This is a genomic window from Ruegeria sp. BHSB196 (assembly GCF_059613135.1).
The window spans coordinates 1-13,418 of sequence record NZ_JBXWRY010000032.1 but is presented as its reverse complement, the minus strand read 5'-3'; the positions used below and the strand labels follow the sequence as shown (position 1 = coordinate 13,418).

Here is a 13,418-nt window from a genome sequence, read left to right as displayed (position 1 = left end):
GCGGCTTTCCAGAGATTTCCCTAAGTGCTGGAACAGGGAATTTTCTGGCGCGAACAGGGAAGCTTGTCGATCAGTACAGGGAACCCAAAACGAAGATCAGGGAAGCCCGGACACCCGCTCAGCTAAAGCCGAAGAGCTGCTCCTGTTCCCGCCAATCGACAGGGTGGATGACGGTGGTCAGACGTTTGAGCGACAACTCCGGCGGTTGCGACCCATCAAGAATGGCGGCCTGGATCTTCGGCGACAGAAAGGCGAGCTGGGTACGGGTGCGGATGAAGGCGTCGGAGTGGTTTTCGCGCCGGGCGAGGTCGGAGAGGGTGGTGCCGGATTTCAGCTCGCGGGCCCAGGCATGGGCCCGGATCAGCATGGCGCGAAGCTGCGGATCCGGTTTCGGTTCCATGTCTCCGGCGATGATCCTTGTCTCGACACCGCGGCGGCGCAGATCGAAGGGCGCGGCCATCTGCAGCAGGGAGGGGTGGAGATCGTCCACGGCAACGCAGAGGATCCTGGCCAGTTCCCGGCCATCCAGCTGGAGTTCGATTTGCCCGCGTCGGAGAGTGCCGGACTGGATCAGGTCGGAGCTCTCTGCGCCGCCGGCATCGGTCAATCCGGCGGCAAGCCCGCGCAGGTGTTTCGCGGCGGCGGTTGTCGCCTCGGCTTCGGGCTGGATGAGGAGCCTGTGTTTTCGCGCCGCGGCTTCAAGATGAGATGCCACGATGCGGGCCACGGCGGTCTCCAGTGCCGGACCCGGCAATCGCAAGCCAGTGGGATCGGCGCCGCCAGAGATCAGCCGGTTGGAGATGTAGTAGCGCAACCGCCGGCCCTTGCGGGTGGTGTGGGTCGGCGTCAGCCGGTCGCCGGTTTCGTCCCGTAGCAGACCGGTGAGCCAGGCGCCGGGATCCGTCGCGCTGGAATTGGGGCCAGGCGATGAGCGGGCGCGGGACCGGCGGGACGCCTGCTGCATCAGATCCTGCACCCGGTTCCAGAGGTCTTCCCCGATGATGGCGGGGTGCTGGCCGGGCCAGACCTTGTCCTTGTGCCGGATGCGGCCGAGGTAGACCGGGTTGCGCAGCAGGTAATAGATCTGCCCGCGCGACAGGACGTGACCGCCTTTGACGGTGCCGTCGGACCGGTCCACCCGCTTCGACCGCAACCCGTCCCGGGCGGCAATCTCTGCGACCTGGCTCAGGCAACCCCGCTCCGCGTAGAGATCGAACAGCCGCCGCACCGTTCGCGCCTCGCCGTCATTGATGATCAACGTGCGGGCTTTCGGGTCGGGATGGCGGTCATAGCCCAGGGGCAGGTTGCCGCCCATCCAGAGGCCCTTCTTCTTGGAGGCGGCGATCTTGTCGCGGATGCGCTCGGCGGTCACTTCGCGTTCGAACTGGGCGAAGGACAGCAGCACGTTCAGCGTCAGCCGCCCCATCGAGGAGGAGGTGTTGAAGGCCTGCGTCACCGACACGAAGGAACAGTTGGCCTGCTCCAGCCGCTCGACCAGCCGGGCAAAATCCGCCAGCGACCGGGTCAGCCGGTCGATCTTGTAGACCACCACCATGTCGACCCGCCCGGCATCGACCTCGTCGAGCAGGCGTTGCAGGGCAGGGCGCTCGAGCGTGCCGCCGGAAAGGCCGCCATCGTCATAGCGGTCCGGCAGCAGCTTCCAGCCCTCGTGGCGCTGGCTGGCGATGTAAGCGGCACAAGCCTCGTGCTGGGCGTCCAGCGAGTTGAAATCCTGATCCAGCCCTTCCTCGGAGGATTTGCGCGTGTAGATGGCGCAGCGGGTTTTCGGGCGCGGGCTCACGTGGTGACCTTTCCGCCCAGGCCGAAGAACCGGGGCCCGGACCAATGCGCGCCGGTGATCTCACGCGCGATGGCCGAGAGCGACCGGTAGGCGCAGCCGTTCCAGACAAACCCGTCCTCGGTGACATCGACCACATGGGTGACCCCGTTCCATTCGCGCAACAGGCGCCCACCCGGTTTGAGGGCGGGGCTTTGATTGCGCGATGGCGGTTTCGAGCCGTCTTCAAGCGCGGTCTTGACTTGCCGTGGCAGCCCGCCGCAACGGCGGGACTGCAGTTCAAAGGCAAGAAAGCGGCGCAGGAACGGCATGCTCATCTTCCTGGGTGCAGGGGTGCCGAACACCCGCTGCCAGAGCGCCAGAAGGTCGCCGCGATCCATGACCTTCAGATCAGCGATGTCGACCGCCGCCATCACGACCCGCCCTCCGATGCGTCGCCCATGTGGTAGGTGGCGGGTTCACCGGGTGTGTCCGATGCGCGCCGTTCGATCAAAACACCTTTCTTGCGCAGCATGCTGAGCGCCGCCCGGGCCGAGTGTTGCTGCCAGCCTGTGGCCTTGCAGATCGCCGCAAGGCTGGCACCGGTCGGGCGGCGTAGCATGGCCTGCACCTTGGCGGTCTTGGTTTGCCGGGATTTGGACATTGGTTTCTCCTTTGGTTCGGGGGCCGGCAGAAGGCCGGACCCGGTACCGAGGAGGGCCCGAACGGTTCGGGCGTGGCACCAGTGATGCGTGGTTCAGGTGTGGAGTCCAGAACTTTCTGAACAAGACTGTGGACTAGGGTTGGGTCAGGGCCTGGAAAGTACCACACCCATGATTCTTCAAAAGTAACAATGAGTTAACTTCGCGCGTGGTCGATTTAGGTCTTGCGGTCGAACGTTGCTGCGACTATTCTCTGCTATGTGCCTTGCGACACAGAGAGAGGACTTTGTCACATTCGCATGGCGCCCCCGGGAGACGCATTCGTGCGGCCGACGGGGATCCAGAACACGGGGTGGAAGAACCGGATCTTTCGGTTCGGAGTCGCCCCGGCGTTTGCTCCGAACATTCCGATGCGATCCGAAGTGCAACCCAGCCGCTCACGCGGTGTGATCCATAGGAGGCGCAAATGCGCAAGTCCTCTCAAAGCCAGGATGCCCCGGCATCGACCAAACCCGTCTGGATGGCCGACAAGGTTGTCCGGACGCCGATTTCCGAACTCAAGCCCTATGCCAACAACAACCGCATCCATACAGCCAGGAACATCGCCAAGCTGAAAGCGTCCGTGGCGCAGTTCGGCTTTGTCACGCCGATCCTGGTCGATGGCAACGGGGTGATCATCGCCGGTCATGGCCGGTTCGAGGCCGCCAGGGCGCTGGGGTTGAAGGTTGTGCCGACCGTTGTGGCGGATCACCTGTCGGATGCGGAGGTGCGCGCCTTGCGCATCGCCGACAACAAGCTGGCGGAACTCTCGGACTGGAACACCGACGCATTGCGGATCGAGTTTGCTGAACTGATCGACCTTGGCCGCGAAGTCACGCTCGACTTCGGGCTCGACATCACCGGATTCGAAACGCCGGAGATCGACGTCATCATCTGCGGCGACCACGATACGGCCGAGCCGGAATCCGTGGACGTCCCTGATCCGGGCAAACCGGCCGTGACGCAACCGGGTGATCTCTGGCTGCTGGGCGATCACCGGATCCTCTGCGGCGACGCGCTGGCGGAGGCCAGCTATGCGCGGGTGCTGGACGGCGATGCGCCGTGCATGGTGTTCACGGACCCGCCTTACAACGTGCCGGTCAATGGCCACGTTCGGTCCGGCAATTCCGACCGGCACCGCGAGTTCGCCATGGCCTCGGGCGAGATGACCGAGGCGGAGTTCCGGGCGTTCCTTGAAACCGTCCTCAGGCGTATCGAGGCGCGCCTGTCGCCGGGAGGCATTGCCATGATCTGCATGGACTGGCGCCATATCGAGGAACTGATCGCGACGGGCAAGGCCGGCGGTCTGGAGATGATCAACCTGTGTATCTGGAACAAGACCAATGGCGGCATGGGCAGCCTCTATCGCTCCAAGCACGAGCTGGTCTGCATCTTCCGGAAACCGGGCGCGCCGTACATCAACAACGTCGAATTGGGCAAGCACGGCCGCAACCGCACCAATGTCTGGGACTATGCCGGGGTGAACAGCTTCGGCAAGACCCGCGCGGCCGACCTGGTCGATCATCCGACCGTCAAGCCGACGGCACTGGTGGCGGATGCGATCATGGATGTCAGCCATCGCGGTGATGTGGTGCTGGACGCCTTTGGCGGCTCCGGCGCCACGCTGCTGGCTGCCGAAAAGACCGGCCGGCGGGCGCGGCTCATCGAACTCGACCCGGCCTATGTCGATGTCGCCATCCGTCGCTGGCAGGAGATGACCGGCGCGACAGCCGTGCATGACGCCTCCGGCCAGAGCTTTGAAGACCGCACCGCGATCCTTGCGGCCGAAGCTGAAAAGGAGGTCGGTCATGTCTGATCAGCAGGACAACTACGAGGTCGGGTACGGCAAGCCGCCGAAACACAGCCGGTTCCAGAAGGGCCAATCCGGCAATCCGAAGGGGCGTCCGAAGGGCGCGAAAGGTCTGAATGCCAACCTCAAGCGGGAAATGGAAAGCAAGATCAGAGTGCTGAAGGGTGGCCGCGAGGTTTACATCTCCAAAACCGAAGCCCTGGCAAAGCGTTTGATGGAAAAAGCCCTGAAAGGAGACATGTCGGCCATCAAGTTGTTGACCCAGCTTGACGGTGAGTTGTCAGCACAGGTCGAGCGAGAGGCAGAGGCAAGCAGCCATGCGGACACGCCCGAGCCGGTCGACTATGACATTCTCCGGGATTTCTTTTCCGCCCCGCGAGCCGGCGAAGAAACCGTCGAAGACAAGGAGACCGATGATGACGGCACCTGATCCCATCCTGATCCGGCGGGCAGCAAACGATGTCTGCCGGAACAACTTCTTTCCTTTCGTATGGAAAACGTTCGACACCCTCCACCACGGCGCCAATGACAAGTTTGAACCGGCCTGGCATGTGCGCGCCATGTGCCATGAACTCGACAACGTGCGGATCGGCGAGACCCACCGGCTGGTCATCAACATTCCACCCCGGTGTCTCAAGTCCGTAACGGTTGCCGTGGCTTATGTGGCCTTCCTGCTGGGGCATCATCCCGGGGCCAAGATCATCGTGGCCAGCTACGGTCTCGATCTTGCCCGCAAGCATTCCGAGGATTGCCGGCGGGTCATGTCTTCGCGCTGGTACCAGGAGATGTTCCCGGACACCCGGCTGGCGAAGAAGGGCAATACGTCGGAGGAGATCCGGACGACGAAGGGCGGCAGCCGCAAGGCGGTGTCCATCGGCAGTTCCGTCACCGGCCATGGCGCCGACTACATCATCATCGATGATCTGCTGAAGGCCGGGGACGCCAATTCCGAGGTGGAACTGGTCCGGGCGCAGGAGTTTATCGAGGGCACGTTGCTGTCGCGGTTTGACAACCCCGGCGAAGGCCGGGTGGTGATGATCGCACAACGTCTGCACGAGATGGATCCGCCGGGCTACCTCCTCGACAAGGGCACCTACCGCCACCTGAACCTGCCGGCCATCGCGGAGGAGAACGAGGTCGTGCCGATCGGGCGCGGGCAAGTGCATCGGCGCAAGCCCGGGGATCTTCTGTTTCCGGCGAGGCTCGACCGGGCGACACTCGATCGCATGCGCCGTGAAATGGGGTCCGCGGTCTTCAACTGCCAATACCAGCAGAACCCGATCGCGCCCGACGGGTCTCCGCTTCGCTGGGAGTGGTTCAAGACCTACGAAACTGCGCCGGATATGCGCCTGTGCCAGCTTGTGGTCCAGAGCTGGGACACCGGCACTTCGTCAGATCCGCGGTCGGACTTTTCCGTTTGCACCACCTGGGGGTTTTGGGACAACGCCTGGTATCTGCTCGATGTCTGGCGTGGGCAACTGGACTACCCGGATCTCAAACTCAAGGCGCTCGCATTGGTCCGCCAGTGGAACCCCGACACGGTTCTGATCGAGGATGCGGCGACCGGTCGCCCCTTGTTCCAGGAACTGTTCCAGGATGACAAGCGCTACGTTCGCATGGCCCCGGAGAAAGACAAGGAGATCCGGTTCGCCGCGGCCTGCGCAGCGGTGGAGGAGGGCAGGGTGTACCTGCCTGTTGAGGCGCCCTGGTTGCCGATGTTCAAGCGCGAGCTGCAGTCCTTCCCGCGGGGTCGCAACGACGACCAGGTCGACAGCTTCAGCCAGTTCCTGAACTGGTCCAAGAGCAACGGCTTCTATCGCAGCCTGGGACGCGAGCACCCGATCAATCTCGAGCGCCGCGAACGCAACCGGTCGCGTGTAAGGCGGCGGTAACGCCGCCGACTTCTCAAGTAAGATAGCCAACCGGCGCTCGATTCTGGCTCATAACCTGAAGGTCGTAGGTTCAAATCCTACCCCCGCAACCAAAAATCTACGGAAAAACAGACACTTACGGACGCGCCTGCAACGGCGCTCGTAAGCTGTTTTTTCTTGCTCACCACTTGCTCACCAAATCGCCCGTTCTCCAGACGCAGCGCTGGCGATCGTGCCACGTGTTTCGCAAAGTAGGCGAATCGGTTGTGACGTGACGTGTGTGAGACTTGGTGAAGCCCGAAGCACTTGGCCGGGTGAATGCTCGGCCTTCGATAGCCGAAAACTGCGCATTGCCGCCGCTCACGACGCGAAAGCGCTTCGCATGTACAGCATCACCCTGTACCCCGGAAGCAGCCATTCGTGTTTGGCGCGGCGATTGGCCGTGACGAGCCCGAATTGCCCAGTGCCGCATTGCGCTCCAATGTCCGCTGTTTGGGATACGGCCAGAAACGTAAAAAAACCCAAGGTGGCTTCGTCAAGGGTTTGTAGCGCATGTAAGCGCCGTAAATGCATCCAGGAAATGTATGAGTTCCGGTTTTTCCGACTGTTGTTCTTTGTTTCGCGAAAATGTTGACTGCTTGAAAAACTTCGCGGAATAGTCGGCAGGGGGGACGTGATGCCAACATTCGACAGTGAAAACGCCGCGAAGCTGCACCGGGAGATACACAGTCATCTCCCTTCCGATCCAGCTCTGCGGGTAAAAACACTTGAGAGCCTCGCAGTAGAACGGGGACTCGTCGCGCCGGAAAGCTTGGACGCTTGGATCGAAGCGTATTCCGAGCATATTGGACCGATGAGGGGCGCCCGGGTCGTGGCTCGATCGTGGCTCGATCCAGACTTTCGCGAAAAACTTCTTGAGAATGCTGCCAAGGCTATCAAGCAGTTTGATTATCAAGGCGACGCGACAGCACATCTAAAGGCGGTCGAGAACACCGACACGCAGCACAACATGGTCGTGTGTACGCTATGCTCTTGCTATCCCTTTTCAATCCTGGGGATGTCACCGGCGTGGTACAAATCGACCGAATACCGCGCCCGCGCCGTTCGAGAGCCTCGAAAAGTGCTTGCAGAGTTCGGAGTGGCACTCCCTGAAGATGTGGGCGTCCGCGTCTGGGACAGCACTGCCGAGCTCCGCTATATCGTTGTCCCGCAACGGCCCTCGGGAACCGATGGGTGGAGTGAGGAGCGCCTGGCAGCTCTTGTCACTCGAAACTCCATGATCGGGACAGAACGAGATTTGAAGGCGGAGGCGGGCTGATGGACGGCATTCACGATCTCGGCGGCGTTGAAGGTTTTGGCCCGGTGCCCGTAACGAGCGGCGACAAGGATTTCCGCGACTTGGAAGATTGGGAAAAACGCGCCTTTGCGTTGAGCTGGTCGCCGATTGCGCCCGGCAGCACCATCGACTGGTTTCGCCACGGGCTCGAACGCATGGTGCCAGCTGACTACCTTGCCTTTTCCTACTTCCAAAAGTGGTGCACCAACGATCTGATGCGGATGCTCGACAACGGCACGATAACACTTGAGGACGTCAAACGCGGTCACGTACAAGATCCCGTTGCGCCGCCTCCTTCCATGACCGTTGAGGAAGCTGTGGCGGATGTGGCCGCGTCGGCTTTCAGTTTTGAGAGAGACACGTTGCAGCCACCCGCCTTTTCCGTCGGAGACACGGTCCAAGCGCGGCGTCATATCAGTGCAAATCATACCCGCCTTCCGCGGTATGTGCGCGGTCTGGAGGGGGCGGTTCTTACCCATCATGGCGCGCATGTGCTGCCAGACCGCAATGCCGAAGGTGTCGAGGTGCCGGAACATCTTTATACAGTTGGATTCCGCGCCGTTACATTATGGGGCGAGGATTCCGATCCGCGCGACGATGTCACGCTCGATTTGTGGGAAAGCTACCTTGTTCCGGTCTGACGATCCACTTGCCCCACCCCAGCCGGTCTTTGATGAGCCTTGGCAGGCGCAGGCGCTCGCGTTGGCAGACAATTTGGTCCAAGCCGGTCATATTACCGCGACGGCTTGGGCAGAAACGCTCGGCCAAGAATTGAGAAGCGCCGAGCGCAAAGGGGCTCCGGATGATCTTGGCACATACTATGCAGCAGTCCTGAGTGCACTTGAAACGCTCACAGAGAGTGCCGGTATCTGCGAGGAGACCCGCATGCAGCGTCGCAGCGACTGGGAGGCCGCATACCTTCGTACCCCTCACGGGAAACCGGTAACTCTTTGAGAGTTGTGGGCGTTCGAAAGCCAAGCAAGAGTTCAAGTAACGGCTGAGCTAATGATTGCAGTTACAAACAACCTTGTTTGGCCATCAATTTCTCACAAGCGGTCATTGGCGCAGCCGCAGCGATTTGGCGCTTTGTCCGCTCCATCGCCCTTGATGTGTGGCGCAGCGAAGGTCCGGTCCTTGATCGCCATGCTGGATACCGGGCGACTGCGAAGGGAATTGCTGCACCGCCGAGAATGACTGCGAAGTCGGCAAACTTGCCGTTGAACCTGGATCGGCGCCAAGCAGCACAGCAGCGATGACGTCGATGGCAGCGAACTGCGCATTCCTGCCGTTCAATGTTTCCTGGCAAATGTCAGGCAAGCGGGACTATGAGGACTCTTGGCCCTTCTCGCGAAACAAGACCTACCGCTGCAGAACTCTTGAACTCCTGTTCCCATCCAATCGCAGATGACAAGCTGATCAGACCGGCGAACTGCTCAGTTCTTTACTGTCCATGCTTGATGTTCAGATACAACACCACCGATTTTGCAACCAGTGCAGGGTCTTCGAATATCATGTTGTGACCAATACCTGGCAACCCGATCAGCGTCGTCTCCGGGCGGCTCGTGGCGAGATTGAAGGCATTCTGGGGTACGGCAACGCGATCCAGCAGACCCTGCACGATAAGCATTGGCGCTGTGCCGCCCTGAGGCCAGATGTCATCGGGTGTGCGGTTGTTGATTGCCATCTGCGTTGTGCCCAACTCGGGATAGTGGCCTTCGAGCAGGCGGGAGGCCTTGTCAGCATTGGCGGGCGCGAAGTCGGTCATCTGGACGATCTCGAGCAACTCGTCCTTCGGAGTGTTTGGGTCGTCCCTGCGTCCGTAGGCGTCTATGATGTCCTGCGAGGGCAGGATTTCGCCGCCGGCCCCAAGCGCGATCAGGGTGAGCACCCGGTCCGGCTCCATGGAGGACGCGGTGCGCATTACGCGCTGGCCAAAGGTCTTTCCGAGCAGGTGGACTTTTTCGGCACCGATATCGTCCGCCACCCGCCAGATGTCGGCGGCGAGGTCGAACAAGGTGGCCTCGTCGAGCGGCCCGTCGCTGCCGCCAATGCCACGAGGACTGATTGCAATCGCGCGATAGCCGGCTTCCGAAATCAGCTCTGCGATCTCCACGAGATCCTCGGCCGAACGGCCGTTTCCGGGAGCCATCAGAACAGTTTCGTCCCCGGCGCCATAGGAGAAGTATTCTACGTTGATGCCATTACTCGACGCCACTTGCGGATCGGTTTCGGCAAATGCCGGTGAGAAGGCGCCGAGTGCATATATGAGCACGCCTTTCATGGCTGCCCGATGGATAGACCAATTCATTGATTTTCCTCACGAACGAAAGAGAGAACGGCCCCGCAATGAAGCCGTCCGGATGAGATTCCGGAGATGTTTCTGGACTATGCCCACCTATCGGACGTGGATCAAGACGATCGTCTGTACGAACCGTACGAAGAGTTCCATGCGATAAAAAAAGTACAAACTTGGCATGGTAACGGGGACTGGCGCAACTCGATGAGCAGATCGGTCTGCTTGCCACGCCTTGTACCGACAGCCGTGACAAGAACCGATCTCTTTCCAGAGTGCAGAACAGTCATCCGATAAAAACCGTCGGATGTCTGCCAGGTCGGCAAACTTGCCGTTGAACCTGGATCGGCGCCAAGCAGCACAGCAGCGATGACGTCGATGGCAGCGAACTGCGCATTCCTGCCCTTTAGGCCCGGTTTTGCATTGTCTGCTCTGCAAACGGGGTCTCAATTTGGCGGCAGGTAGGGATCGAGTGTGCCAAGCGGGATAGGTGGTTCAGAAGCGAGCGTGGTCTGGAATTCGACAATCTTGCTGAAGATGACCGGAAGAACCCAGGTGGATTGCTCCTGAACCGGATACTCCTCTTTCGGGTCGGTGATCAGGTTATAGATCCGGGGCACGTTGAGCGGCAGCGGTTCGCTGTTCATGTTCTCGAGTTCAACTAGGTGTACCTTCCAGTTGCGCCACTTGTACCCGTAGATGTCATCGTTGTTGTAGATGATGAAGCCCTCGCGGTTGGACGTCTCCTGCTCTCCGAGAAAGAAATCGGATTGATCCACACCGTCGATGATACGGTCGTCGGGCGTTTCGAAACCAGCAAACTCGGCAAGCGTCGGCAGCATGTCCACGAGGTGGACGATCTCATTGCTGGTTGTGCCAGCTTCGATCCGTCCCGGCCACCTGGCAAGGAACGGAACCCGCAGCGATCCCTCCCAGGCTGTGAAATAGGCACCGCGCCAAGGCCCAGCCGTGCCGTGCCATGGAGCGAAATACTCCGGCCCGTTGTCACTCAGCCAGAGGACGAGCGTATCGTCCTCGATCCCGAGGTCTCTGATCGCATCAAGGACTTGTCCGGACCGGAAGTCGATTTCGGCCAGTACGTCGGCGTAGTGGCCATTGCCGGTAATCCCGTCGAAATCCGGATGCGGAAGAGTTGGCAGATGGGGCTGCGTAAAGGGCACAAAGGCAAAGAACGGTGTGTCGGCAGCAACCTGCCGCTGCATGAAGTCGATGGCGAGTTCTGTCAGATCACCATCGATCTCCCGCCGGGCGGCGACATCGTATGGCTTGACGTCCGTTGGAGCCTCACCGCGCACCGCCCTCTGGATCATCGGTTGTCCGCTGACCGAGGCATCGAACTGGAACTGCGACGAATACTCTGATTCATCGGTCGTGTTCGCGACCCCGTACCACTCGTCAAACCCCTGGTCGGTCGGGAAGCGCCCCGGCATGTCGCCGAGGTGCCACTTGCCGAACATACCCGTTGCGTAGCCCGCGTCCGAAAACAACTCGGCCATGGTCACTTCCCAGTTGGTCATTCCGTAGGGGACACCCCAGACGACCTTTGTGGTGCCCGAACGTATAGGACGACGGCCTGTCATGAGGGCCGAACGGCTGGGTGTGCACTGCGGTTCGACATTGAAGTTGAGCAGGCGCATGCCCTCTTCGGCCAGCGCATCAAGGCGGGGTGTCGCCGCTCCGCGCAGTTCACCACCGCCGTAGACGCCCAACTCGCCCCAGCCCAGATTATCGACCATCAAGATGACGACATTGGGTCGTTCGGCCGTCTCTGCAAACGTCGAGGTTCCGCAGAAGACACAGGCCGCGAACGGGAGCAGGAGCGCACTGAACGGATTTCGCATCGGGTTTCCCTCGTCTCGGTTTCACGGTTCGAGGAGGACCTACAGTCCTCGCGTTGTCGCCAAGCCCATCGGTAGGACAATCGTCCTAATCTTGGCTTGGCAGGTCGGTCTGTGTCAATGTTGCGTTCCGGCAGGATGCAAAGCTATCTGGGAGCAATGGACAAGAAGATCGTAAATTTCATACCCGGCTCGGTGGTGGATCTGCTTCAGGAACTGGTTTCCCAGCGTCCGGTTGCGAAAGGCGTCGAAGGGCTTCCGAGCGGCGACAGGACCAAGCGTCGGATACTCGATGGAGCGTTGTCGCTTTTCATCAATGCACGAGCAGAAGATTTCACCATGCGCAACCTCGCGAACAGCCTGGATATGCGGGTGGGCAATCTGACCTATCACTACAGGACCAAACACGATCTCCTCGACAGTCTGGTGCGAGATCGACTTGCTGATTACGCAAACGATATCCTGATTTGTCTGCAGTTGGACGAAGCCACACCTCAGGATGCGCTCGACAGGGTCGTGATACTGCTCGTTCAGGATCTGCGCCGACCGGAGATCGCCTTCTTCCCGCAGCTCTGGGCGCTTTCCCTGCATGATCCCACCGCAGCCAGGCTGATGGACAGTATACATGAGGCAGAGCGTCAGGTGATCTCCGGCTTGATCGGAGCCAGCAAGCCTGACTGGCCGCAAAAAGACTGCGATGCGCTTGCTCTTCACATCACTGCTGCAATCGAGGGCCTCACGCTGTTCATTGGCCAGAGCAAGAAGTCCCAGGGGATCTACGCTGCGCCCGAGGATGAGATCCTCCGCGTGCTTAAAAGAGCGATGTAGTCTCGAAACGGTCAACGCAGTCATCCGAGCCTTTCCCTCAGATGACCGCAAGGTCGGCAAACTAACCGCGTATGCGATGCACTGTCTGGCCAATCACTGCGACGGCACCGCCAGCAGTGCCATCTGTAGAAAATTTCCGTCCGTGGTCATCTCGACAGCATGGCCCACGCTCGCGCTACCGAACTCGGCATCGGCCGCACCCGAACCGAAAGTGTCGCCGTAGTCAGTCCACTCGATCCTCTCGGAGAGTCCAGTCCAGTCGATGTTCTGGCTTGCCGGGTTAATGGATGCGCCGATGGCGAGCACGGCACCGCCGGCGGGAGCGTCGATGGACGCCGAGGTGCCGTTTACAGCAACGGAAAAAACTCCGCCCGTATCCAAGATGGGCAACGGTTATCTGCGCCGCCTGCTGGTCGTAGGCGCCACATCAGTGACGCGGCGCGCGGAGACGACCCACACACGAACCGGGGCCTGGGTCAGATCCCTTCTGGAGCGCAAACCGACGAGGCTCGTCACCGTGGCCATTGCCAACAAGACCGCCCGAACCGCTTGGGCGCTGCTTGCCAAGGGAGAAACATACAGGGCCGCGCCGGCCGCCTGACAAAGGGAGACACATGCGGCAACCAGGCGTCGCCGCGAAAGAACGCAAGGGCAAACGTGAGTGATGATGATCGAACGGATCCGCTGCCGGGACATCCCGGGGTGCTGCCAGGGCTACCGAGCTCGATCGTCTGATTGGGATCCGGCATGCGGACTTCATCAAGGCCAGCGGTCACATGCACCGCGCACAAAGGCCGGACAAATGACCGCAACCTGCTTTGATCAATGCCGTTAAAAAACCCCTTGCAAAACCGGGGCCAATGGTATGGACCCCGCCGCCCTCGAGCGATGACCCTTAGGAAGTCAAATCGGGAGAAGGAGACATACCATGAAAGTCGTACGT

The 13,418-nt window shown here is 60.6% G+C and carries 12 protein-coding genes and 1 pseudogene; 7 read left to right on the top strand and 6 right to left on the bottom strand.

What is annotated here, in order from left to right; all coding sequences use genetic code 11:
- Positions 1 to 118: 118 nt before the first annotated feature.
- Genes AC2FNJ_RS14950 through AC2FNJ_RS14940 form a run of 3 tightly spaced genes read right to left on the bottom strand, consistent with a single transcriptional unit; the run spans position 119 to position 2,441 of the window.
- Positions 119 to 1,801: a recombinase family protein gene (locus tag AC2FNJ_RS14950; RefSeq protein WP_496765344.1), complete on the bottom strand. Its 1,683-nt coding sequence runs from the start codon at positions 1,799 to 1,801 to the stop codon at positions 119 to 121.
- A complete protein-coding gene (locus AC2FNJ_RS14945; protein WP_496765342.1) occupies positions 1,798 to 2,211 on the bottom strand; it encodes a DUF2924 domain-containing protein in 414 nt (137 codons plus the stop codon). Before AC2FNJ_RS14945 ends, AC2FNJ_RS14950 begins: the two co-directional genes overlap by 4 nt.
- A complete protein-coding gene (locus tag AC2FNJ_RS14940) occupies positions 2,211 to 2,441 on the bottom strand; it encodes a DUF3489 domain-containing protein (protein ID WP_496765340.1) in 231 nt (76 codons plus the stop codon). The genes AC2FNJ_RS14945 and AC2FNJ_RS14940 overlap by 1 nt, the downstream gene beginning before the upstream one ends.
- 464 nt (positions 2,442 to 2,905) lie before the next feature.
- Between AC2FNJ_RS14940 and AC2FNJ_RS14935 the strand changes: the two genes are divergently transcribed.
- The 5 genes from AC2FNJ_RS14935 (at position 2,906) to nthB (ending at position 8,136) form a co-directional block, all read left to right on the top strand.
- Positions 2,906 to 4,294 carry a site-specific DNA-methyltransferase gene (locus tag AC2FNJ_RS14935; protein ID WP_496765338.1) on the top strand — a complete coding sequence of 463 codons (1,389 nt, stop codon included), beginning with the start codon at positions 2,906 to 2,908 and terminating at the stop codon, positions 4,292 to 4,294.
- Complete coding sequence (locus AC2FNJ_RS14930) at positions 4,287 to 4,718, top strand: DUF5681 domain-containing protein (protein ID WP_496765337.1); 432 nt, start codon at positions 4,287 to 4,289, stop codon at positions 4,716 to 4,718. The genes AC2FNJ_RS14935 and AC2FNJ_RS14930 overlap by 8 nt, the downstream gene beginning before the upstream one ends.
- Positions 4,705 to 6,180, top strand: a complete 1,476-nt coding sequence (gene terL, locus AC2FNJ_RS14925) for a phage terminase large subunit (RefSeq protein WP_496765335.1) — start codon at positions 4,705 to 4,707, stop codon at positions 6,178 to 6,180. Before AC2FNJ_RS14930 ends, terL begins: the two co-directional genes overlap by 14 nt.
- 655 nt (positions 6,181 to 6,835) lie before the next feature.
- Positions 6,836 to 7,477 (top strand): nitrile hydratase subunit alpha, encoded by a 642-nt coding sequence (gene nthA, locus AC2FNJ_RS14920; protein ID WP_496765333.1) that lies wholly within the window; start codon positions 6,836 to 6,838, stop codon positions 7,475 to 7,477.
- Positions 7,477 to 8,136 (top strand): nitrile hydratase subunit beta, encoded by a 660-nt coding sequence (nthB, locus tag AC2FNJ_RS14915; RefSeq protein ID WP_496765331.1) that lies wholly within the window; start codon positions 7,477 to 7,479, stop codon positions 8,134 to 8,136. Before nthA ends, nthB begins: the two co-directional genes overlap by 1 nt.
- A gap of 800 nt (positions 8,137 to 8,936) precedes the next feature.
- Here the strand turns inward: nthB and AC2FNJ_RS14910 are convergent.
- Positions 8,937 to 9,803 (bottom strand): alpha/beta fold hydrolase, encoded by an 867-nt coding sequence (locus tag AC2FNJ_RS14910; protein ID WP_496765330.1) that lies wholly within the window; start codon positions 9,801 to 9,803, stop codon positions 8,937 to 8,939.
- Positions 9,804 to 10,234: 431 nt separating this feature from the next.
- Positions 10,235 to 11,650, bottom strand: coding sequence for an arylsulfatase (locus AC2FNJ_RS14905; protein ID WP_496765328.1), 1,416 nt, complete (start codon positions 11,648 to 11,650; stop codon positions 10,235 to 10,237).
- A gap of 156 nt (positions 11,651 to 11,806) precedes the next feature.
- On the opposite strand from AC2FNJ_RS14905, the gene AC2FNJ_RS14900 reads away from it, so the two are divergent.
- A complete protein-coding gene (locus AC2FNJ_RS14900) occupies positions 11,807 to 12,475 on the top strand; it encodes a TetR/AcrR family transcriptional regulator (protein WP_496765326.1) in 669 nt (222 codons plus the stop codon).
- A gap of 93 nt (positions 12,476 to 12,568) precedes the next feature.
- On the opposite strand, the gene AC2FNJ_RS14895 is transcribed toward AC2FNJ_RS14900, so the two are convergent.
- Complete coding sequence (locus AC2FNJ_RS14895) at positions 12,569 to 12,781, bottom strand: hypothetical protein (RefSeq protein ID WP_496765324.1); 213 nt, start codon at positions 12,779 to 12,781, stop codon at positions 12,569 to 12,571.
- 67 nt (positions 12,782 to 12,848) lie between these two features.
- On the opposite strand from AC2FNJ_RS14895, the pseudogene AC2FNJ_RS14890 reads away from it, so the two are divergent.
- A pseudogene (locus tag AC2FNJ_RS14890) lies at positions 12,849 to 13,076 on the top strand (IS110 family transposase); the annotation flags it as partial.
- Positions 13,077 to 13,418 lie beyond the last annotated feature (342 nt).